The organism is Phenylobacterium sp., from assembly GCF_046290725.1.
In the GTDB taxonomy this organism is placed as follows: Bacteria; Pseudomonadota; Alphaproteobacteria; order Caulobacterales; family Caulobacteraceae; genus Phenylobacterium.
Genome location: NZ_JBKBUH010000002.1, coordinates 106,171 through 127,073, shown reverse-complemented (window position 1 = coordinate 127,073; position 20,903 = coordinate 106,171). Strand labels below are relative to the sequence as shown.

Below are 20,903 nucleotides of genomic sequence, written 5' to 3'. Positions count from 1 at the left end.
CCCTCCCCTATCTCAGCTTCAAGGTGGCCAGGCCCAGCAGGGCCAGCATCATGGAGATGATCCAGAACCGGATCACCACGGTGGATTCGGACCAGCCGAGCTTCTCGAAATGGTGGTGGATCGGCGCCATCAGGAAGACGCGCTTGCCGGTCAGCTTGAAGTAGACGACCTGGATCATCACCGAGAGCGTCTCGACCACGAAGAGACCGCCCACCAGGGCCAGCACGATCTCGTGCTTGGTGGCCACGGCTACGGCGCCGATGCCGCCGCCCAGCGCCAGGGATCCGGTGTCGCCCATGAAGATCCGGGCCGGCGGGGCGTTGTACCAGAGGAAGCCCAGGCCGGCTCCGATCATCGCCCCGCAATAGACCGCCGCCTCGCCCACGCCGGGCACGAAGTGCAGCTGCAGGTACTGCGAGAAGACGTAGTTGCCGACCAGATAGGCGATGAAGCCAAACGCGGCCGCGGCGATCATCACCGGCACGATGGCCAGGCCGTCCAGGCCGTCGGTGAAGTTCACCCCGTTGCCGGCGCCCACGATCACGAAGGCGCCGAAGGCCAGATAGAACCAGCCGATATTGAGCAGAAGCTCCTTGAACAGCGGAAACGCCACCGAGGTGGAGAGCTCCGGCGCCTCCGGCGGGGCGTTGCCGAACAGGATGATCAGCAGGATCGCGGCCACGGCGATCGCCACCTCCAGCAAGATCCGCAGGCGGCCGGAGATGCCGTCGGTGGTCTGCCTGGTCACCTTGGCGTAGTCGTCTAGGAAGCCGAGCGCGCCGTAGCCCGCCGTGACCAGCAGGATCGCCCAGATATAGACGTTGGAGAGGTCGGCCCACAGCAAGGTGCCGACGAGCAGGCCCGCCAGGATCATGACCCCGCCCATGGTGGGCGTGCCAGCCTTTTCGATCACGTGGCGCTCCACGCCTTCCTTGCGGATCGGCTGGCCCTTGCCCTGCACCACGCGCATGTAGCGGATGAAGCGCGAACCCAGCAGCACCACCACGAGCTGGGCGGTGAACAGCGCCATGCCCGTACGGAAGGTGAGGTATTTCAGCAGGTTGAGAACCGGCACATGCGTGCCGCCGGCCAACTGCTCGTAAAGCCAATAGAGCATCAGCCCGTCTCCCCCGAACCGGCGTCGAGCGCGACCAGCGCAGCCGCCACCGCGCCGGCCCTCGAGCCGTTGGACCCTTTCACCATCACCACGTCGCCGGGCTCTATGGCCCGTGCGACCAGCGGCGCCAGCTCCGCCGCTGTCTCGGCGTAGCCGCCCCGCCGAGTCGACGGAAGAGCGTCCCAGAGCGATTTCATCAGCGGCCCGGCGCAGAAGACGAGGTCGACGCGGGCCGCCTCCAAAGGTGAAGCCAGACCGGCGTGGAATTCCGGCGCCTGCGGCCCCAGTTCCAGCATGTCGGTCAGCGCGACGATCCGCCGCCCTTCGGCGCGGCGCGCGCCGAGAGTGGCGAAGGCGGCGGCCATGGAGATCGGATTGGCGTTGTAGCTCTCGTCGATCAGGGTGAAGCCGCCGCCGGCCAGCCGCACCCGGCGCTCGGCGCCGCGGCCGGCCAGGGGCTCGAAGCTGCCCAGGGCCGCCAGGCCGTCGCCAAGATCGACTTCCAGGGCCTCCAGCATCAGCAGCACGGCCAGGCTGTTCAGCCCCCAGTGCAGGCCGGTCTGCAGGATCGGGAAGTCCAGACCCTTGCCGTGCAGGCGCGCCTGGACGACGGCGTGGCCGGCCTGGGTCTGGAAGTCGACGAGGCGGGCGTCGCAGCCCTCAGCCGTCCCGAAGCTCCGGACCACCGCGCCGGCCCTATGCGCTTCCTTCGAGAGCAGGTCGAACCAGGCGTTGTCGGCGTTCAGCACCGCCACGCCGCCGGGCTCCAGGCCTTCGAAGATCTCGGCCTTGGCGCGGGCGACGCCGGCCTCGCCGTCATCGAAGTTCTCCACATGGACAGGGCCGACCGTCGTGATCGCCACCGCATGGGGGCGGACCTGGCGGGAGAGTGGGCCGATCTCGCCGGCGTGGTTCATGCCGATCTCGAAGACCGCACGCTCGGTGTCCCGCGGCATCCGGGCGAGCGTCAGCGGCACCCCGATGTGGTTGTTGTAGCTCTTCACGGAGGAATGGGCGCGGCCGGCCAGGATCAGGCCAGCGCGAACCGCCTGGGTGACGCTGGTCTTGCCGACCGAGCCGGTGACCGCGCCGCGGCGGGTCTGGGGAGCTCGATCCCGCGCCGCCTGTCCGAGACGCTGCAGCGCCTCGAAGGTGTCGGCGACGCGCACATGCGGCCCTTCGACCTCCTGGGCGGCCAGCACGCCGGCGGCGCCCGCAGCCAGCGCCTGGGGGACGAACTCGTGCCCGTCCCGCACCCCCGCCAGGGCGACGAAGAGGTCGCCCGGCTCCAGCGTGCGGGTGTCGATAGAGACCCCCGTGGCGGCGAACGCGCCGGACTCTTCTCCGCCTACAGCGGCGGCGATCGCTTCGGAGGTCCAGAGCGGCTCAGCCATGGACGGGCTCCAGGGCCAGCGCTACCTCGGCCACGTCGTCGAAGGGGTGGACCACGTCGCCGACGGTCTGTCCCTGCTCGTGGCCCTTGCCGGCCACCACCAGAACGTCTCCGGGACCCATCAGGGCCACGGCGGCCTGGATCGCCTTGCGGCGGTCGCCGATCTCCCGCGCGCCGGGCGCGCCGGCCAGGATCTCGGCGCGGATCGCCTCGGGCGCCTCGCTGCGGGGATTGTCGTCGGTGACGATGGCGAGGTCGGCGTGGGTCGCCGCGGCCCGGCCCATCAGCGGCCGCTTGGCTCGGTCGCGGTCGCCGCCGGCGCCGAAGACCACGATCAGCCGCCCCGCGACGTGCGGGCGCAGGGCCTGAAGCACGGTCTCCAGCCCATCGGGGGTGTGGGCGTAGTCCACATAGGCCTCGCCGCCGCGGGGGCCCGCGCCCACATGCTGCAGGCGGCCGGGCGCGCCCTCCAGGTGCTCCAGGGCGGCCATGACGGTGTCGGCGTCCTCGCCCGCGGCCAGGCAGAGGCCGGCGGCGACCAGGGCGTTCGAAGCCTGGAAAGCGCCGGCGAGCGGCAGGCGGACGTCATAGGTCCGGCCCTGGACGGCCACCTTCAGGCGCTGGCCCTCCGGCGTCGGGCGGCGGTCCACCAGTTTCAGGCCCTGGCCGGCGGCGCCGACCGACATCACCGTCTGGCCCGAGGTCACAGCGGCGGCTGCGAAGGCGGGGAAGGCGTCGGAATCGGCGTTCAGCACGGCCGTGGCCCCGCGCGGCAGCAGGCCTTCGAACAGGCGCAGCTTGGCCTCGCGATAGGCCTCCATCGAGCCGTGATAGTCGAGATGGTCCTGGGTGAGGTTCAGGAAGCCGGCGGCCGTCAGCGCCAGGCCGTCCAGCCGCCGCTGGTCGAGGCCATGCGAGGACGCTTCCAGCGCCAGATGGGTGACGCCCATGCCGGCCAGCTGCGCCGCAAGCTGCGCCAGATCGGCGGCGTCCGGCGTGGTCAGGCCCGGCGGGGTGAGCTGCTGGTCGAGGCCGGGGCCAGTGGCGCGCACGCCGAGCGTGCCCATGCTGGCGGCCCTGTGACCGGCGCGGTTGAAGATCTGGCGGCAGAACCCGGCCACCGAGGTCTTGCCGTTGGTGCCGGTCACGGCCACGGCGACAGCCGGCTGCGCGCCCCAGAAATTGCGCGCGGCCAGGGCGTAGGCGCGCCGGGGGTCGGGCGTGACGATCACCGGGACGCCCAGGCCTGGGATGTCCTCCGCCGCGATCACGGCCGCCGCGCCGGCCGCCGCAGCCTGGGCGGCGAAGGCGCGGCCGTCGGCCTTGGCGCCGGGAAGGGCGGCGAACAGGAAGCCTGGCCGCACCCTGCGGCTGTCGGCGGTGACGCCGCTTATGAGGGGATCGGCCGCGAGCTCGCGGCGCACCAGCTCGGAAAGGCGACGCGCCATCAGCCTTCGAACGCTCCCAGCTGCTCAGGCGTGAAAGTCTTGTCGACCGGGATCAGATCCGGCCGGCGCTCGACGCCCAGGAACGGCCCGATGCGGTCGATCACGCGCCCGGCCGGAGGCGCGGCGGTCCAGCCGCCGGTGGCGAAGCCGTAGGTCTCGCGCGTGCCCTTCGGCTCGTCCAGCAGGATCAGCACGAAATAGCGGTCGGCCTCCAAGGGTCCGTCGGTGGGGAAGACCGCGGCGAAGGAGGAAACGAGGGTGGAGCGCGCATAGCGGCCGTTGATCACCTTTTCCGCCGAGCCGGTCTTGCCGCCCACGCGCAGGCCGGGCGCATTGGCCTTGCCGCCCGTGCCGCGCACGACGTTGATCCGCATCAGGTCCAGCATGGCCCGGGAGGTCGCCTCCGAGACGACCCGCGTCCCCTGCGGCCCGGCCCCCGGCTTCACCGGGCGGATGGTGAGCGGGACATAGGTTCCGCCGTTGAGGATCGCGCCCATGCCGGCGGCGAGCGCCAGGGGGCTGACCGAGATGGCGTGGCCGAAGGAGGAGGACGCCACGGCGTTGTCGTCCCACCTGCGCGGCAGGATCGGTCGGGCGCTCTCGTTCAGCTCCACGGGCGCGGCGCTAAGCAGGCCGAAGGCGCGGTAGTACTTCTGGACGGTCTCTGAGCCCGCCTGCAGGGCGAGCTTGGTGGTGCCGATGTTCGAGGAGTGCATGAAGATGTCGGCGACCGACATCACCTTGTTTTCGGCATGGTAGTCGTGGATCGTCCGGCCGGCCATGACCAGCGGCGCACGGGCGTCGAAGGTGGTGGCCAGCGTCGCGGTTCCGGAATCCAGACCCAGGGCGACGGTGAACACCTTGAAGGTGGAGCCCATCTCGTAGACCGAGGCCGCGGCCCGGTTGATCAGGGCCTCGGGATCGGCGCGACCGGCGACATTGGGATCGAAGGTGGGGTAGCTCGCCACCCCCAGGATCTCGCCGGTGTGGACGTTGGTGACGATACCCACCGCGCCCTTGGCCTGATGCGCCTCGGCGGCCCGGAAGAGTTCGTCCTCCAGGGCGGCCTGGACCCGCAGGTCGATCGAGAGCGCCACGTTGCCGCTGGCCGGGGCGGCTTCGCGCACTGTGTCGTTGAGGGCCAGTTCCGCGCCGGCCAGGCCCTTGCCGCCGGTGTCGGAGAAACCGATCAGATGGGCGGCCGTCTGGCCCAGCGGATAGACCCGGCGTTCCTCCGGCTCGAAAGTGACGCCGGGCAGGCCCAGCGCGTGGATCCGGGCCCGGGCTTCCGGCGTCAGGCCGCCGGTCAGGAACACGCGGCGCTCGGCGCGGAGGGCGCGCTCCAGCCGGCCGTGGGAGAGGTTCGGCAGGGCCGCCATCAGGACGCGGCGGGTCTCGGCCGTGTCCCAGATCTCCCGCGGGTCGAGATAAAGGCCGTAGTGCAGCAGGTCGGCCGCCAACAGGGCGCCGTTGCGGTCCACCAGGTCCGCCCGCGAGGCGCCGGCATAGGCGCCCCGCCCGCCCCCGCCCAGGGCGTCGGAGAACAGGGCCGCGCGCGTGGCGCCCACGGCCAGCGTTGCAAAACCGGCCGCGAAAAGGGCCAGGACGAAGAAGATGCGGATCCGGGTGTCGTCTTCCGCGCGGCCCGCGGCGCGGGCGCGTTCGAAGGCGCGCTCCAGCCCCCAGAAGCGATCCTTCAGCCAGCGCCAGCCCGGCGCCTCGAACGTGGGATGGGCCAGGCTCATGGCTTGTGTTCCGCCGAGGTGAGTTCAGGCAGCTGTTCCAGGGTGGCCTCGCGCTTGGCCGCCACCGGCTCGAGCCCCAGATAGGCGGTGGAAAGCCGCTCGATCCGCAAGGGATTCTCCAGGTGCGCCACCTCGGCCTGCAGCAGGCGGATGCGCGCCTTTTCCTGGGATATCTGCTTTTCGATCAGGGCGATCTCCGCCCGCTCGCGGCCGGCCATGGTCTTGGCCAGGTAGACCCCGAAGACCAGCACCACCAGGAGGCCCGCAGCGACCACGTCGATCAGGCGGAACCCCCGGACCTTACGCGAAAAGACGCTCATGCCGCCTCCTTCCAGACTGGCGCCTCGGTGCGAATCCCGACGCGCAGCTTGGCCGAACGGGCGCGCGGATTGGCGGCGACCTCGGCCTCTGACGGCGCGCGGGCGCCGTTGAACAGCAGGGTGAAGCTGGGCGCGGCCCCGGCCTCGACCGGCGGGGCGTGGCGCGACCCGCCCGGCGTGCGCCCGGCGCGCTCGGCGAGGAAGGTCTTCACGATGCGATCTTCCAGCGAATGGAAGGTGACCACCGCCAGGCGGCCGCCCGGACGCAGCACGCGCTCGGCGGCGGAGAGGCCCGCCTCCAGCTCCGAAAGCTCTTCGTTCACGGCGATGCGCAGACCTTGGAAGGCGCGGGTCGCCGGATGGACCTTGGCTCCGCGCCGCCCCCCAAGGGCGCGCTCGATGACCTCGGCGAGGTCCAGCGTGCGGGTGAACGGCGCCTCGGCGCGCCGGCGGGCGATGGCCGCGGCGATGCGGCGCGACTGCCGCTCCTCGCCATAGACGAAGAAGATCCGCGCCAGCTCGGAAGGCTCGGCGGTGTTGACGATGTCCGCCGCGGTGGGACCTTCGCCCCCCATACGCATGTCGAGCGGGCCGTCGCGCAGGAAGGAGAAGCCGCGCTCGGCCTCGTCCAGCTGCATGGAAGAGACGCCGAGGTCCAGCGCGACGCCGTCGACGCTTTCCGGCCCCAGTTCCTCGTCCATTTCGGAGAACCTGGCCTCCACCAGGCGGAAGGGTTCGCCCAGGCCTTCGGCGAAGCGCCGGGCGCTGGGGTCACGATCGAAGGCGATCACCGCCGCTCCGGCGGCGAGGAAGGCGCGCGAATAGCCGCCGGCGCCGAAGGTCCCGTCGACAATGGTCTTGCCCGGCGCAGGCTCCAGGGCCTCGACCACCTCGGCCAGCAGGACGGAGAGGTGCGGCGCCGGGTTCACTGGGCGGCCCCCAGACGGGCGGCGCGCTGCTGGGCGCGCAGCTGGGCCAGGCCCTCGCGGGCCAGCTCACGCTGAGCGGCGCGATGGGCCTGGAAGGCTTCCCGCGTCCAGATCTGGAAACGGTCGCCGAGCCCGACGACCGCCACCCAGTCGGTCAGGCCGAACATGTCGCACAGGTGTTCGGGCAGGGTGATCCGGCCGGCGGTGTCGAAGCTCATCTTGGCCATGCCGCCGAGGACCGAGGTCTCGAGCGCCGAGCGCACCGGGTCGCCGAAGGGCAACTCCTCGATCACGCCGAGATAGCGATCGAACAAGGCCTGACCGCCGCCCTCGATGCAGTCGGCCTCGATCGAGGGGAAACAGAAGACGCCGTCGAACGGGCCCGAAACCAGGGCGCGGAATTCCTGCGGCACGACGATGCGCCGCTTGGCGTCCAACTGTTTCTCGAAGGTCGAGAGAAACATCCCGCCGCGCCCCGATCCCCAAACCCCTGGCCGCCCGCCCCGCAGCCACGCTTCCGCTCATTCAGCCAACGCTGATTGGGTTAACATGGGACGAATTGGGAAACAATGACTCACGAAGGCCAAATCACGCCAAATCAAAGATGTCGCACCGAACTATGGTTAATGCCGATAAACAATTCACAGAACATACACGGAACTTGTTAAGTATAACCCGGCGCCCGGTCGCAGCTGTGGATAAGTGAAGGAGCCAGACGGCCTATAAGCCGGGTTCTGTGCCGCCGGCGAGCCGGCGCGGCGATCATTCCTCTGGACCGCCCCTCGCGGGACGGTTCGCGCGACCTACCCGGACGCCTCGGGCCTACGACAGCCCTGCCCGCCTCGCGACGGGCGCAGCGCCCCTATTCGGTCTTGCTCCTGGCGGGGCTTGCCATGCCGTTCCCATTACTGGGTCCGCGGTGGGCTCTTACCCCACCCTTTCACCCTTACCCCGGACGGATCCGAGGCGGTTTGCTTTCTGTGGCGCTATCCCTGGGGTCGCCCCCGGCGGGCGTTACCCGCCGCCATGTCGTGGTGGAGCCCGGACTTTCCTCGACCGCCCCTTGCGGAGCGACCGCGACCGCCCGGCCGTCTGGCTGGCGGCAAGGTGGGCGCTCGGGGCCGCCGGGTCAAGCCAACCCTGTACTTGACACCGCAAAATGAAAATGAGAATTCTCATTCTCTTTTTGGAGCCCGTCATGTCCAGCACCCTCACCTCCCCGGCCTCAGCGCCGCCCCGCCCAAGGGCGACCGCCTGCAGCGAACTGGCCGGCCTTCTGGCGCTCGGCGCCCTGCTGATCTGGCTTCCGATGACGGCGGCCGTTGGGGGCGGCCTGCTCGAACGGTTGATCACCCCCGGGCGCATCCTGGCCCTGTGTCTGATCGCCAGCTACCTGCTCTATCGCCGGGGCGAGAACTGGCGCTCGCTGGGGCTGAGCCCGCCGACCTCGTGGCTTCGGACCGCCGGCTTGGTGGTCGGCGGCTATCTCGCAGTCGGGCTCCTAGCGACCGTGCTGATCGGCCTCGTGTTTCCTCGCCTGGGGCTGCGCGCGGACGCCGCAGCTTCCTTCGGCGCCCTCAGGGGCGACCCGTGGGAGTACGCATACTGGATCGCGATCGCCTGGACATCGGCCGCCATAGGCGAGGAACTGCTGTTCAGGGGCTTCGTTCAGTCGCGGTTGCAGCGGATCGTCGGCCACGGTCGCCTCGCGACCGGCGTGGCGGTGATCGGACAAGCGGCGCTGTTCGGATTGGGCCATGCCTATCAAGGTCTCGGCGGCGTCTTGCTGACGGGCGTAACCGGCCTGGTGCTGGGGATCGTCTACGTCGCCGGGCGGCGGAATCTCGCGCCATGCATTTTGCTGCACGGCCTGATCGACACCGTCAGCCTCACAGCCCTATTCCTTGGCGTCGCCCCCGGAGCCTGAATTGACCGACCAGACGCCCCCCGATGTTTCAGGCTTCATGCCCCCCCGTCAGAAGCGGAGCGAGGCGACCCTTGCCCGCATCTTCGACGGCGCCATGTCGTTGCTGGCGACGCGCGAGCTTTCGAGCATCTCCATGGAAGAGATAGCCGGCGCGGCTGGCGTGTCCGTCGGCGCGATCTACCGCCGGTTCAAGAGCCGTCAGACTCTGCTCGACGAGCTGCTTCGGGGCTTGCAGGCGCGGCAGCTGGCGGTTCTGGAGGAGGCCCTGTCGCCCGACCTATGGCGGGGGGTCGGGCTCGAGGCCCGGCTGGACTGGATCGTGGCTCGGCAGGCCGAGGCGGCCGCGCGCGCACCTGGATTCATTCGCGCGGTCTTCGGCCGCGTCACCGGCTCTGTAGGCGCCTTGGACGACGAGGCCGTGCGTCTGAACACCCTGGCCGTCGAGCAGTTGGCCCAATGGCTCCTGCAGTGCGAGGGCGAAATCCGCACGCCGAACCCTGAAGCGACGGCGCGTGTCGCGGTCGCCCAGCTCTCGATCTCGCTTCACTTGGCCGCCCTATATCCGGCCACGTTCGCCCCGGCGGCGCTCGAAGATGTCTCGCCGATCCTCAAGGCCATCGCCCTGAAGGCGCTTACGACCGAATGACCGTCGAGGGCCCGATCAATTGGCCCAGAGCGGCGAGGAGGCCTTCATGAAGCGCAGGAAGAAGCGGACGCGCGCCACGTCGTCCCCGCCAGGCTCGGCGATGAAGACGTCGTACCAGACCGCCTCGGTCTTCGGGCTGTCGGCCAGGGCGTGGACGCGGGTGCGGCCGACATAGGCGGTTCCCGCATACAGAGGTCCCTTGATCGTCTCCACCTCCAGCGCGCCGAACAGGCCGACCGCCTTGCCGGCCGAGCCGACCACCGCCGCCCGCGCGCCGTGGGCGAGCAGCACGACCATCGACGGCGGAAGCACGCCCGCCTCATAGGCGGCGAGCGGCTCGGTGATGGTCTCCATCCGCGTCTTCAAGGCGGACTCCGCAATCACCAATGGAAGATCCCGCGCCTCATCGCCCGGCCGGATGGCGGCGAGGATGCGTAGGGCGCCGGGGGCCGGGGGTCTCTGGTCGGCGAGCCGTCGGGCCAGCTCGGAGGTCGGATCGGCGCCGGGCGAGGCCGTGCCCTCGCAGATCAGGGCTCCGGCTTCGTTGAACATCGAAAGCCTGGCGTGCTTCGCGCCCGAACGCAGGACCGCCCGCACCGGCTCGCCGTCAACCGTGGCCTGCTTGAACATCAGCGAGATCGTCCCGCGGCCGAGCCAGGACTCGCCATATTCCGCGACCAGCAGTGGAACGAACTGATCCATATGGATCGAGCCCGCAACCGTCCCGCCTCGGAAGCCGAGTTTCGAAGCCGTGGCGTCGTCGTGGATGGAGCCCTTGATCTCCTGGGCGGTGTTGCGCGGCGCGCGCAAGGGCCCTGCCCGCTCGGCCGGCTCGACGAGGCTCATCGGCTCCTCCCTGGCATCGCGGAATCTCGCCGCTTCTAGGCGAGGGTACGGCGAAAATGGCTTCGGACACAACGCTCCTCTTGCCCCGCAGACAATGGTGGGCGAGGCTTCGCGCACGCCTCCGCAGAGAGGCCGCTCAGGGAGGAGCCGATGGACGGGATGCAGGCCCCGGCCGATCTTGCACGCCGCGTGGGAGCGGCGATCCAGGTCGGCATGATGCATGCGGTCTGGGCGGAGCTGACGCCCGACAAAGTCGCCGTCTACGAGGCCTCGGGCCGAACCCGCACCTTCGGCGCGCTGAACGCCAACGCCAACCGCATCGTGCGCCGCCTGCGCGAGGCCGGCCTTGGGGCCGGAGACGCCGTCGCCCTGCTCTGCTCCAACCGGGCCGAGTTCTGCGAGGTGCTGTCGGCGGCCATGCGGGCTGGCATGCGGATAACCCCGGTGAACTGGCACCTGACGGCCGACGAGATCGCCTATGTGGTGCGCGACTGCCAGGCTCGGGCGCTGTTCGCCGATGCGGGCGTTCCGGCCGCGGCTGCGGCGGCGGCCCAGTGCCCGGACTTGCGGGTGAAGGTGGCCATCGGCGGAGAGATCGAAGGCTTCGAGCCCTATGACCCGACCCTGGCGGCGTTCGACGGCGACGACATCGCCGACCCGTCGCGCGGCTACACCATGCTCTACACCTCCGGCACCACCGGCCGGCCCAAGGGCGTCTACAAGCCCGACGCGCCGGGACCGGAGTTCATCCCGGCCTATGACCGCGAACGCGACCTGCACATGTGCACGGGCCCGGCCTATCACGCAGCGCCTCTCATGGGCGACGTGCGCCGCCCGCTGGTGAACGGCGTGCCGCTGGTCTTCGTGGACAAGTGGGACTCCGAGGGCGTGCTACGGACCATCGCCGAGCGGCGGGTCACTCATTCGCACTTCGTGCCGATCATGTTCCAGCGGCTGCTCGCCCTGCCGCCGGAGGTGCGGGCGAAGTACGAGGTAGGCTCGGTCAAGCAGATCACCCACGGCGCGGCCCCCTGCCCGCCCGAGGTGAAGCACGCCATGATCGAATGGTTCGGGCCGGTGCTGGTGGAATATTATGCGGGCTCGGAAGGCGGCGCGGGCTTCCGGCTGGACTCCCACGAGTGGCTGAAGAAGCCGGGCAGCGTCGGCCGCCGTCCGACCCCGCAGAGCGCCCGCATCCTGGACGAGGCCGGCGCCGAGTGCCCGCCGGGCGTGGCCGGGACGATCTATATGCGGCTGCCTGAGGTCGGAGCCTTCCAGTACTTCAACGACCCGGCCAAGACGGCCTCGAACCGACAGGGCGAGTACTACACCCTGGGCGACATCGGCTATCTGGACGAAGACGGCTACCTGTTCCTGACCGGGCGCAGCGCCGAGACGATCATCGCCGGCGGGGTGAACATCTACCCGCAGGAGATCGACAACGAGCTGATCAAGCACCCCGATGTCGAGGACAGCTGCACGGTCGGCGTGCCGCACGAGGAGCGCGGCGAGGAGGTGCGGGCGGTCATTCAGCTCAAGCCCGGCCGCACGCCTTCCCCGGAGCTCGCCCAGGCGATCCTCGACTACGCCAACGCCAACCTCGCCCGCTACAAGGTCCCGCGGAAGGTCGACTTCGTGGACGAGTTGCCCCGGAGCCAGGCCGGCAAGATCCTGCGCAACAAGGTCCGTGCGTCCTATTGGGAAGGGCGGGCGCGGGCGATCTGATCCGAGGTCAGCGCGCCTCCTCGTCAAGCTCGGCGATCAGGCGCTTGAGGCGGGCGATCTCCTCCGGCGAGAGCGCCTGCCGGCGCGCGAAATGGGCCACCAGCGGGGTGAGCTGACCGCCGAACAGGCGGTCGAGCAGGCCCTGGCTCTCCTCGGTGACATAGTCGTCGCGTTCCAGCTGCAGGTGATAGACCGTGCGTCCGCCGGCCCGTTCGGATCGGATCGCCTGCTTCTTCAGCAGCCGGTTGATCAGGGTCTTCACGGTGGCCGCGCCCCAGCCCTGCTCGGGCGCGACGTCCTGGACGATCTCGTCGGCGCTCAGGGGGCCCCGCGCCCACAGGGCCTCCATGATGCGGCTCTCGGCCGCCGAGATCCGGCCAGAGGGCATGGCGGCGCGATCAGGCCGCCGCCCGCGCCGCCACCTGGCGGATGCGAATCTCGAGATGCCGGTGGCAGATCACCGCCACGCTCGCGGCCAGCAGGCCGAGCAGCACCTGCAGGGCGGCCTCCGCAAAGCCCGGCGCCAGCACGGCCACAGAAGGCGTCGGCTGGACATTGGCCAGGGCGATGAACATGCAAAGCAGGGTGTAGCTGGCCGCCAGCAGGCCAAGCAATGGCCCGGCCAACCATAGGCCTTTGAGGAAGCCGAGGCCGGCGCCGGCGCGGCTGGGTTCGGGTCCGACCGCGCGGGCCAGGCCTGCGCCCCATACGACGAGGGCTGCGATCGCGGCGGCGACCAGTCCAGCCATCACGGCTTGGTTGGCCAGCGAGGCGTCAGCGAAGACCTGACCGATGGTCAGCCGCTCCGCCGGCGCCCGCCAGGTCAGCGTCTCCTGAGCGGCCGCGCCGCCCGCACCAAGCGCCAGCGCCACGCCGGCGCCCCCTCCCAAAATCCGCATTGCACCCTCCGCATCTTACATATGTAGTTTCTGAAAAACTACGCCTGTAAATCCGAATGTCAAGCGACCACCCTCGGTTGCGCGTTGAGCTGTCCGTGCTATCCTTCCCTCTCGACCTTTCAGCAGAGGCTGACTTCGTGTGCGGTATTACATTCGATTGAGGACGCAGGGCTGACGCCCGCCCCGTCGCCGCGGCGCTCATGCCCGCGGCCCCCTCAATTCGAGTGGAATTTCCCATGCCTAAATCCAAGGAACCGAAGGCGCCTGCGCGCCCGCAGGCCGACGCCTCCACACCGGCCGAACTCACGCCCGCCGAACGCGCCCGGGCGATCATCGAACAGCGGCTGGCCCAGAAGAAGCACGGCCCGCCCCATCTCAACGGCAAGGCGGGCGGGGTTCACAAGCCCGGCAAGGGCGGCTGGTCGCCGCCGCCGATCCGACCCGGCGGACGCGGCCGAAGGGGCTGACCCCTCGGCCGGCGCCGATCGCGCCTACACCTCGGCCGATCCCCCGTCGCACGGGATGGTGGCGCCGGTGGTGTAGGCGCTGGCGCGGCTCGCCAGGAAGATGGCGACGCCCGCAATGTCCTCGGGCGTGCCGATCCGGCCGCGCGGGTTGGCCTTGGCGATGGCGTCGCCGGCGCGGGCCAGGGTCGCGGCCATCATGTGGCTCTGGAAGGGACCGGGCGCGATGGCGTTGACCAGGATGTGCTCGGCCGCCAGCCGCTTGGCCAGGTGGCGGGTCAACATGATGCAGCCGGCCTTGGAGGTGGAATAGGCGTAGGTCTCCAGGGCCGGCGGCTCGATGCCGTTGACCGAGGCGATGTTGATCACCCGACTCGGGTTCTCATGCGTGGCCGCGGCGCGCAGCTGCGGCAACAGCTTCTGGGTCAGGAAGAAGATCGATTTGACGTTCAGGTCGACGGTCTTGTCCCAGCCGTCCTCCGGATACTCGTCGATCGGCGCGCCCCAGGTGGCGCCGGCGTTGTTGACCAGGATGTCCAGGCGCTCTTCGCGCTCGGCCACGGCGGCGGCGAGGCCCTCGATGCCGTCCATCTTCGACAGGTCGAACGGCAGGGAGATGCAGGTCCCGTACTGCGAGAGCTCCTCGGCCAGGGCGTCGCAGACATTGGCCTTGCGCGAGGAGATGTAGACCTTGGCGCCGTTCTCCACATAGCCGCGGGCGATCATCTCGCCGATGCCGCGGCTGCCGCCGGTCACGAGGGCGACCTTGCCCTCGATATTGAAGAGGTTGCGCATGGAAATGTCCTTTGGTTGGAAAATTCAGACCGCGGCGCGCAGCAGGGCGATCAGGCGGGCGCGGGTCATGCCGTCGGCGATCCCGTCGACCTTCTCCGGACGCCAATGCCGCTGGAAAGCACGCACGATGGTGGCGGTGTGCGCATCGTACTTGCCCGAGGGCGCGCAATCGTAGCCGAGGCGCGTGAGACCGGCCTGGAAGGCGAAGACCCCGGCCCCCTCCTCCCCTTCCGCCAGGGGCGCGCCCGGCGCGGCGTCAGGCTCGACCCAAAGCCCGTGGCCGGCCTGCGCCAGGCGCTTCCACGGGAAGAGCTCGCCGGGATCGTCCTTGCGCGCCGGGGCGACGTCGGAGTGGCCGACGATACGGCCGTCCTCGATGTCCCAGCGGCCGCGGATCTCGCCCAGGAGTTCGATCACCGCGGCGATCTGGGCGTCGGGGAAGGGCCGATAGCCGAACTCATGGCCCGGATTGACGATCTCGATCCCGATGGAGCGGCCGTTGATGTCGGTCTCGCCCTTCCAGAACGACAGCCCCGCGTGCCAGGCGCGGCGCTCCTCCGGCACCAGGCGGAAGACGCGCCCGTCCTCCTCGACCAAGTAATGCGAGGAGACCTTGGCCTGCGGATCGCGCAGGCGGTCCAGAGCCTCAACCCCGGTCGCCATGCCCGTATAGTGCAGGACCACCATGTCCGGCGGGACGGTGCGCTCGTTGAAATTGGGCGAAGGGGCTTCGATGAAGGTCACTTGGCGCGGTTCCGGAAGGCGTAGACGAGCAGCATCAGTTGGTTCGGCCGTAGGGCGATGATCAGCACGCCGGCGAGGGCCACGGCGGAGCCGGCCGCCATGCGAAGGTCGAAATGGTCGCGGGTGATGAGAACCCCGAGCGCGATGGTGGCGAGCGGCGTCATCAGGGTCAACGGCGAGATGAGGCTCGCCTCGTAGCGCTGGATCAACCAGTAATAGGCGGTGTGGCCGCCGACCGAGACGACCAGGCCGGAGAACAGCACGGCCGCCCAGAAGCGCCAGCCGAGGGAGAGGCCCGCCTCGACCTGGCCCGGCTCCAGGAAGGCCGAGAGCACGCTCAGCACCGCAAAGGACGAAAGCCCGACCCAGGCCTGAAAGGTGAGCGGCTTCACCCCCGGCATCTGCTTCATCATCACCGCGCCCAGCGAGCCTAGGAACGCGCCGGCCACCACGAACAGCAGACCGTCAGATATCTGGAACCCGTGGGGGTCCCACATCACCGCCAGGGCCCCGGCCAAGGTGAGCGCGATGCCGATCCCGCGCCGGCCGTCGATCCGCTCGCCGAGCATCAGGAAGGACAGGAAGGTGGTCATGGGAACCATGACCTGGCTGACGATGGCGACCGACGAGGGGCTGGCCGTCTTCAGGGCGATGAAGATGAAGGCGAAGGAGCCGGCGCCCATCAGCAGGGCGACGGCGATCAGCCGCCAGAACGGCTGGGGCACAGGGCGCAGCCACGGAAAGACCGCCAGGGCCACCACGGCGAACCGGACGGCGGCGTAGAACAGCGGCGGCGCCTCCAGGATCGCCACGGCGTACTTCGAAACGATGTTGTTCGCCGCCCAGAGCAGACAGACCAGGACCAGCAGGGCGAAGTCGCGAAGCGCCATGGCGCTGTCTTAGGCGGCCTGCGCCACCGTTTGGCAAGCTTGGTCTTGCCGGCCGCAGCGGAAAGCCGTGAAGCTTGCGGCATGACCACAGCTCCCTTCCTGGGCCCGGATGTCCGGAACCTCGGCGCCGCCTATATCGATCCCTCCGCCCGGCTGTTCGGCCAGGTCGAGATCGCGCCGGAAGCCTCGATCTGGTGCAATGTGGTCATGCGGGCGGAGAGCCAGCACGTGACGATCGGGCCGCGGACGAACATCCAGGACTTCGTGATGATCCATGTGGGGGCGGGAACCCCCACAGTGGTGGGAGCCAACTGCTCGATCACTCACCACGTCACCCTGCACGGGTGCGAGATCGGCGACGACTGCCTGATCGGCATCGGCGCAACGATCATGGACGGCTGCGTCATCGGCGCCGGCTCCATCGTTGCGGGCGGAGCGTTCCTGAAGGAGGGGACGGTCGTCCCGCCTCACTCCATCGTCATGGGCGCGCCCGGCGCGGTGACCCGGACCCGCGACAACAGCCTGGCCAACCGGATGAACGCCTTCCTCTACTGGCGCAACGCCCAGGCCTACGCCGCCGGCGACTACCGGCTGTGGTCGCGCGATAGCTTCCGCGCGGAAATGGCGGCCGAGCGCAAGCGCCTCATGGCCGCCGTCTCGTGAACCTCAGCGCCGTGTGGGTGTCGGAGAAGCCGACCACCTTGCTGTCCACGAGGCCCGCCGCCCGCGCCGCCGCCATCACCTCGACGTCCTTGACGGTGGCGGCCTTGCCCTTGCGGGAGACGACCCAGATCGCGCCTTTCTCCGACAGCGCGTGGACGAGGCCGCCGATCCGCTCAAGCGCCTCGGCGCTGTCGGCGGCGTAGAAGAGGAGGTCGAGGCCGGCGAGATCCTCGACCAGGATGGCTCCCTGCGCGACGATCTCACGGGGCAGGTCCTGATCCTCGACGCCCAGGACAGCCACACGCTGGCCAGCCTTCAGCCCCAGCTTTTCCGCCCGTCCCTTGGGGTTGAGAATCGCGTGGGCCCAGCTCGCAGCCGCCTTTTCGCCCAGGGCGAAACGTGAGCCGTCGGCGAGCACGAGATCGCCGCCCTCGGCGTGCAGACCCGCAAGTTGTTCGCCCTGAAAGACGCGGCGGCCGGCGCCGCGGAAGAGGAGTCTCGGAGCTTCGTACTGCAGGCGGCCCTCGTCCGCGCCCTCGGCGAACAGCGCCCGGACCTGCGCCTCCTTGCCCATGCCCCTCCCCCTCCGTCGCCTGCGGTCAGGCGGATTCGGCCGCCGCCTGCGGCGCTTCGGCCAAAGCGGCCTGGTCCATATACATCACCTCCCAGACGTGGCCGTCCAGGTCCTGGAAGCTGCAGCCGTACATCGGCCCCATGTCCAGGATCGGCTTCCAGGGCTTGCCGCCGGCGGCGAGCGCCTTGGCCAGGATGTCGTCCACCTCGGCCCGGCTGTCGGCCGAGAGCGCCGTCAGCACCTCCACGCCCCTGGCCGGATCGGAGATGTCGCCGGTGATGAAGGTGCGGAAATAGTCGCGGGCCAGCAGCATGACGAAGATATTCTCGTCCACGATCATGCAGGCCGCATTGTCGTCGGAGAACTGCGGATTGAACTGGAAGCCCAGCGCGCCGAAGAAGCGCTTGGAGGCCTCAAGGTCCTGGACCGGCAGGTTCACGAAGATCATGCGCATGGGAGCGTCTCCTCTGGATCGGATAGGGTCCTGGCCCGGGACGGGATCATAGGACCTCCAGAGGACGAGCCGGCAAGCGCCGATCCGACACCGATGCGTGGAATTTTCGCCGCGCAGGCGGAGCGGGACGCGCGAAGCGCCCCGCCCGCCGCACCTCAGGCCGCCTGGCCGAGGCTCAGGGTCTCGTAGCGGGCCAGGTGGTGGTCCACCGAGCCGAAGGCGCTTTCGATCATGGTGGCGCGCTTGAAGTAGTGGCCGATGGCCATTTCGTCGGTCATGCCCATGCCGCCGTGCAGCTGGATTGCGTTCTGACCGACGAACTTGCAGGCCTTGCCGATCTGGACCTTGGCGGCCGAGGCGGCCTTGGCGCGCTCCACGTCGTCGAAGGAAAGCTTGATGGTGGCCATGTAGGTCATGGAGATCGACTGCTCGACCTGGATGAACATGTCGACCATCCGGTGCTGCAGCACCTGGAACGAGCTGATCGGGGCGCCGAACTGCTTGCGCTGCTTAGTGTATTCCAGAGTCCCCTCGTGCAGCTTGCGCAGCACGCCCACCGCCTCGGCGCAGGTGGCGACGACGGCCTCGTCCATCACCTTCTCCACCAGGGGAAGGCCGGCGCCTTCCTGGCCGATCAGGGCTTCGGCGCCCAGGGAGACGTTCTCGAAGGTGACTTCCGAAGCGCGGAAGCCGTCGACCGTCGGATAGTCGCGGGTCGCCACGCCGGGCGCGTTCTTCGGCACCAGGAAGACCGAGACGCCCTGGGCCTCGCGCTGGCCGCCGCCGGTCCGGGCGGTGACGATCAAGTGAGTGGCGTAGGGCGCGCCGATCACCACGGCCTTGTGGCCGTTGAGGACGTAGCCAGAGCCCTCCTTCTTCGCCGTGGTCTTCAGATCCTGCCAGGTGTAGCGGGCCTGCGGCTCGGCATAGGCGAAGGCGACGATCGCTTCGCCGGCGATGATCTGGCCGATCAGGTCGCCGGCGCCGGCATAACCCGAGTGCTTCATGAAACCGCCGCCGATCACGACGGTGGGCAGGTAGGGCTCGACGACCAGCGCCTTACCCAGCTCCTCCATCACCACCATGTTCTCGATCGGGCCGCCGCCCAGGCCGCCCAGCTCCTCGGAGAACGGCGCGCCCAGGATGCCCAGCTCCTCGGCGAAGGCCTTCCAGACGTCCGGACGCCAGCCCGGCTCGCCCTTCAGCGCCGCGCGGCGCTGATCGAAGCTGTAATTGTCGGCCAGATAGCTCGCGACCGTGTCGCGCAGCATCGACTGTTCTTCGGTGAAGCTGAAATCCATCTGGTTTCCCCGTGACGTGACCCGCCCCGGCGTGCGCCGGGGCGGGCCTTGGACGTGTTCTTGCGATTGTTAGAGGCCGAGCACCATCTTGGCGATGATGTTGCGCTGGATCTCGTTTGACCCGCCGTAGATCGAGGTCTTGCGGTTGTTGAAGTAGCCGCCGGCCACCCCTTCCGCATAGGACGGCCCGATGTTCAGGTTGTGGCCCAGGTCGCGCAGATAGGGCGCGCCGTAGTGGCCGGCCGCCTCCAGGGCGAGCTCGGTCAGGCGCTGCTGGATCTCGGTGCCCTTGATCTTGAGGATCGAACTTTCCGGCCCGGGCCCCTTGCCGCTGGATTCGCCGGCCAGGGTGCGCAATTCGGTGAATTCCAGCGCCGTCAGGTCGATCTCCAGCTCGGCGACCTTGCGCTTGAAGAAGGCGTCCTCGATCAGGGCGCCGCCGGCGTCCGAGCGCTCGGTCTTGGCGATCTCACGCACGCGCTCCAGGCCGCGCTTGGAGCGCGCAACGCCGGCGATGCCGGTGCGCTCGTGCGCCAGCAGGGCCTTGGCGCAGGTCCAGCCCTGGTTTTCGTGGAAGATCCGGTTCTCCACCGGCACCTTCACATTGTCGAGGAAGACGTCGTTGACCTCGTGGCCGCCTTCCAGGGTGGTGATCCGGCGCACCTCGATGCCCGGGCTCTTCATGTCGATCAGCAGGAACGAGATGCCCGACTGCGGCTTGGCGTCCGGATCGGTGCGGACCAGGAAGAAACCCCAGTCGGCGTGCTGGCCGAGCGTGGTCCATGTCTTCTGGCCGTTGACGATGTAGTACTCCTTGCCGTCGTCGCCGGTGACGCGCTCGGCCTTGGTCTTCAGGCTGGCGAGGTCGGAGCCCGCGCCCGGCTCGGAGTAGCCCTGGCACCACCAGACGAGCCCGTCACGGATGCCGGGCAGGAACTTCTCTTTCTGTTCCTGGGTGCCGAAGGTGTAGATCACCGGCGCCAGCATGGAGACGCCGAACGGCAGGATGCCGATGGTGTCGGCGCGAGCCTGCTCTTCGGACCAAATGTACTTCTGGGTGGGCGTCCAGCCCGTGCCGCCCCATTCCACCGGCCAGGACGGCGTCGCCCACCCCTTCTTGGCCAGGATGCGGTGCCAGGAGAGATAGTCCTCCTTGGAAAGCTCCTCCCCGCGCTGCTGCTTCTCGCGCAGGGCCTTGGGGTAGTTCTCGGCGATGAACTGGCGCGCCTCTTCGCGGAAGGCGGCGTCTTCGGGCGAGAAATCGAGGTTCATGGGGAGGACTCCTACGGCGCGGCTTTACGGCGTACGCACAATAGAGAGCCTGGGTCGCGATGGAAAGATGACGCTAACGTCAACGTAAGCGGAAGGCCTCACTTGCCCCCGCCCGCCGCCGGATCACCTCGGCGGTTGGAAGCGGATAGTCATCTTGACGCCCGCCTCGTCGGCTACGGCCGGCGCTGTCCGCCGCACGGCGATGTCGCCGCTCATGGCGAGCGCCGCCCGGCCGAAGCCGTGGCCCTCCGGCGTTTCGCCGAGGAGGCTGCATATCACCCGCCGGCGGCTCTTGGACCCGACGCACTCGATCGTCGCCTCGCCCTTCAGGCCCGCCTCCTTGGCCTTGGCGGGATAGCGCTTCTCCCAGACGTCCCAGGTCTGAAGGGCCTCCCACCCTTCCGGAACCTCCACAAAGACCGGCGGCGGGCGGAAGCGGATCGGAATCAGCACCGTGCCGCCATCCACAGGACGCCCGCCCTCGATCTTCGGCCGCATCTTGAAATAGCCGGCCATCCTCAGGGCCGCCTCGCCGAACTGATACCCCTCAGGCTCCTCGCTCTTGATCCTGCAGCCGGAAAGGCGGCCGTCGGTTTCGACCTCGCAGGCGACCATCACCCGCCCGCCGACGCCATCCCGCATGGCCTCCCGAGGAAAGAGGCTGGAGAACTGCTGGGGGGAAGGACGCCGCTCCCAATCCGGGTTCGCGGTCGGGGCGGACATGGCGGCAGGCTCCGCAGCCGCAGCAAGC

The 20,903-nt window shown here is 69.3% G+C and carries 23 protein-coding genes and 1 other RNA gene; 5 read left to right on the top strand and 19 right to left on the bottom strand.

Annotation, left to right across the window (positions count from 1 at the left end; translation table 11 throughout):
* Nucleotides 1-7 precede the first annotated feature (7 nt).
* The 8 genes from mraY to rnpB all read right to left on the bottom strand — a co-directional run bounded on the left by mraY (nucleotide 8) and on the right by rnpB (nucleotide 8,048).
* Nucleotides 8-1,117, bottom strand: coding sequence for a phospho-N-acetylmuramoyl-pentapeptide-transferase (gene mraY / locus ACK41C_RS11800; RefSeq protein ID WP_409654352.1), 1,110 nt, complete (start codon nucleotides 1,115-1,117; stop codon nucleotides 8-10).
* On the bottom strand, nucleotides 1,117-2,511 hold the full coding sequence (gene murF / locus ACK41C_RS11795) for a UDP-N-acetylmuramoyl-tripeptide--D-alanyl-D-alanine ligase (protein WP_409654350.1): 1,395 nt from the start codon (nucleotides 2,509-2,511) through the stop codon (nucleotides 1,117-1,119). The genes mraY and murF overlap by 1 nt, the downstream gene beginning before the upstream one ends.
* The gene (locus tag ACK41C_RS11790; RefSeq protein WP_409654347.1) at nucleotides 2,504-3,958 is read right to left on the bottom strand and encodes a UDP-N-acetylmuramoyl-L-alanyl-D-glutamate--2,6-diaminopimelate ligase; all 1,455 of its coding nucleotides are present in this window, start codon (nucleotides 3,956-3,958) and stop codon (nucleotides 2,504-2,506) included. The genes murF and ACK41C_RS11790 overlap by 8 nt, the downstream gene beginning before the upstream one ends.
* Nucleotides 3,958-5,703 (bottom strand): peptidoglycan D,D-transpeptidase FtsI family protein, encoded by a 1,746-nt coding sequence (locus tag ACK41C_RS11785; protein WP_409654345.1) that lies wholly within the window; start codon nucleotides 5,701-5,703, stop codon nucleotides 3,958-3,960. The genes ACK41C_RS11790 and ACK41C_RS11785 overlap by 1 nt, the downstream gene beginning before the upstream one ends.
* Nucleotides 5,700-6,023 carry a cell division protein gene (locus tag ACK41C_RS11780; protein ID WP_409654342.1) on the bottom strand — a complete coding sequence of 108 codons (324 nt, stop codon included), beginning with the start codon at nucleotides 6,021-6,023 and terminating at the stop codon, nucleotides 5,700-5,702. The genes ACK41C_RS11785 and ACK41C_RS11780 overlap by 4 nt, the downstream gene beginning before the upstream one ends.
* Complete coding sequence (gene rsmH, locus ACK41C_RS11775) at nucleotides 6,020-6,952, bottom strand: 16S rRNA (cytosine(1402)-N(4))-methyltransferase RsmH (protein ID WP_409654339.1); 933 nt, start codon at nucleotides 6,950-6,952, stop codon at nucleotides 6,020-6,022. The genes ACK41C_RS11780 and rsmH overlap by 4 nt, the downstream gene beginning before the upstream one ends.
* Nucleotides 6,949-7,416: a division/cell wall cluster transcriptional repressor MraZ gene (locus tag ACK41C_RS11770; protein WP_409654337.1), complete on the bottom strand. Its 468-nt coding sequence runs from the start codon at nucleotides 7,414-7,416 to the stop codon at nucleotides 6,949-6,951. Before ACK41C_RS11770 ends, rsmH begins: the two co-directional genes overlap by 4 nt.
* Before the next feature lie 243 nt (nucleotides 7,417-7,659).
* Nucleotides 7,660-8,048: RNase P RNA component class A (rnpB, locus tag ACK41C_RS11765), an RNA gene on the bottom strand.
* A 102-nt stretch (nucleotides 8,049-8,150) separates the two neighbouring features.
* Here rnpB and ACK41C_RS11760 point away from each other — a divergent pair.
* Both ACK41C_RS11760 and ACK41C_RS11755 read left to right on the top strand, forming a co-directional pair.
* Complete coding sequence (locus tag ACK41C_RS11760; protein ID WP_409654335.1) at nucleotides 8,151-8,879, top strand: CPBP family intramembrane glutamic endopeptidase; 729 nt, start codon at nucleotides 8,151-8,153, stop codon at nucleotides 8,877-8,879.
* A gap of 1 nt (nucleotide 8,880) precedes the next feature.
* Nucleotides 8,881-9,525, top strand: coding sequence for a TetR/AcrR family transcriptional regulator (locus ACK41C_RS11755; protein WP_409654332.1), 645 nt, complete (start codon nucleotides 8,881-8,883; stop codon nucleotides 9,523-9,525).
* A 15-nt stretch (nucleotides 9,526-9,540) separates the two neighbouring features.
* On the opposite strand, the gene ACK41C_RS11750 is transcribed toward ACK41C_RS11755, so the two are convergent.
* Entirely contained in the window at nucleotides 9,541-10,371 is an 831-nt protein-coding gene (locus ACK41C_RS11750; RefSeq protein ID WP_409654329.1) for a hypothetical protein, read from the bottom strand.
* A 150-nt stretch (nucleotides 10,372-10,521) separates the two neighbouring features.
* Here ACK41C_RS11750 and ACK41C_RS11745 point away from each other — a divergent pair, with 150 nt between their 5' ends.
* Entirely contained in the window at nucleotides 10,522-12,096 is a 1,575-nt protein-coding gene (locus ACK41C_RS11745; RefSeq protein WP_409654326.1) for an AMP-binding protein, read from the top strand.
* A gap of 7 nt (nucleotides 12,097-12,103) precedes the next feature.
* Here ACK41C_RS11745 and ACK41C_RS11740 read toward each other — a convergent pair whose 3' ends face one another.
* Together ACK41C_RS11740 and ACK41C_RS11735 are read right to left on the bottom strand one after the other, a co-directional pair.
* Complete coding sequence (locus ACK41C_RS11740; protein ID WP_409654323.1) at nucleotides 12,104-12,484, bottom strand: BlaI/MecI/CopY family transcriptional regulator; 381 nt, start codon at nucleotides 12,482-12,484, stop codon at nucleotides 12,104-12,106.
* 10 nt (nucleotides 12,485-12,494) lie between these two features.
* Nucleotides 12,495-12,995: a MotA/TolQ/ExbB proton channel family protein gene (locus ACK41C_RS11735; RefSeq protein WP_409654320.1), complete on the bottom strand. Its 501-nt coding sequence runs from the start codon at nucleotides 12,993-12,995 to the stop codon at nucleotides 12,495-12,497.
* Nucleotides 12,996-13,231: 236 nt separating this feature from the next.
* Here ACK41C_RS11735 and ACK41C_RS11730 point away from each other — a divergent pair, with 236 nt between their 5' ends.
* Nucleotides 13,232-13,462 (top strand): hypothetical protein, encoded by a 231-nt coding sequence (locus ACK41C_RS11730; RefSeq protein WP_409654317.1) that lies wholly within the window; start codon nucleotides 13,232-13,234, stop codon nucleotides 13,460-13,462.
* A gap of 24 nt (nucleotides 13,463-13,486) precedes the next feature.
* On the opposite strand, the gene ACK41C_RS11725 is transcribed toward ACK41C_RS11730, so the two are convergent.
* The 3 genes from ACK41C_RS11725 to ACK41C_RS11715 are packed head-to-tail and all read right to left on the bottom strand — an operon-like array spanning nucleotide 13,487 to nucleotide 15,888.
* A complete protein-coding gene (locus ACK41C_RS11725; RefSeq protein ID WP_409654314.1) occupies nucleotides 13,487-14,254 on the bottom strand; it encodes an SDR family oxidoreductase in 768 nt (255 codons plus the stop codon).
* 24 nt (nucleotides 14,255-14,278) lie between these two features.
* On the bottom strand, nucleotides 14,279-14,941 hold the full coding sequence (locus ACK41C_RS11720) for an N-acetylmuramoyl-L-alanine amidase (RefSeq protein ID WP_409656652.1): 663 nt from the start codon (nucleotides 14,939-14,941) through the stop codon (nucleotides 14,279-14,281).
* A gap of 53 nt (nucleotides 14,942-14,994) precedes the next feature.
* Nucleotides 14,995-15,888: a DMT family transporter gene (locus ACK41C_RS11715; RefSeq protein ID WP_409654311.1), complete on the bottom strand. Its 894-nt coding sequence runs from the start codon at nucleotides 15,886-15,888 to the stop codon at nucleotides 14,995-14,997.
* 81 nt (nucleotides 15,889-15,969) lie between these two features.
* Here ACK41C_RS11715 and ACK41C_RS11710 point away from each other — a divergent pair, with 81 nt between their 5' ends.
* Complete coding sequence (locus tag ACK41C_RS11710) at nucleotides 15,970-16,551, top strand: gamma carbonic anhydrase family protein (protein ID WP_409654310.1); 582 nt, start codon at nucleotides 15,970-15,972, stop codon at nucleotides 16,549-16,551.
* Here ACK41C_RS11710 and ACK41C_RS11705 read toward each other — a convergent pair.
* From ACK41C_RS11705 to ACK41C_RS11685, 5 genes are all read right to left on the bottom strand, one after another.
* Entirely contained in the window at nucleotides 16,532-17,125 is a 594-nt protein-coding gene (locus tag ACK41C_RS11705) for a DUF3052 family protein (RefSeq protein ID WP_409654307.1), read from the bottom strand. The genes ACK41C_RS11710 and ACK41C_RS11705 overlap by 20 nt on opposite strands.
* A 25-nt stretch (nucleotides 17,126-17,150) precedes the next feature.
* Nucleotides 17,151-17,579 carry a VOC family protein gene (locus tag ACK41C_RS11700; protein ID WP_409654304.1) on the bottom strand — a complete coding sequence of 143 codons (429 nt, stop codon included), beginning with the start codon at nucleotides 17,577-17,579 and terminating at the stop codon, nucleotides 17,151-17,153.
* Nucleotides 17,580-17,734: 155 nt separating this feature from the next.
* Nucleotides 17,735-18,880: an acyl-CoA dehydrogenase family protein gene (locus tag ACK41C_RS11695; protein ID WP_409654301.1), complete on the bottom strand. Its 1,146-nt coding sequence runs from the start codon at nucleotides 18,878-18,880 to the stop codon at nucleotides 17,735-17,737.
* A gap of 69 nt (nucleotides 18,881-18,949) precedes the next feature.
* On the bottom strand, nucleotides 18,950-20,152 hold the full coding sequence (locus ACK41C_RS11690) for an acyl-CoA dehydrogenase family protein (protein WP_409654298.1): 1,203 nt from the start codon (nucleotides 20,150-20,152) through the stop codon (nucleotides 18,950-18,952).
* Between the two features lie 123 nt (nucleotides 20,153-20,275).
* Nucleotides 20,276-20,875 (bottom strand): energy transducer TonB, encoded by a 600-nt coding sequence (locus ACK41C_RS11685; protein WP_409654296.1) that lies wholly within the window; start codon nucleotides 20,873-20,875, stop codon nucleotides 20,276-20,278.
* Between the last annotated feature and the right edge of the window lie 28 nt (nucleotides 20,876-20,903).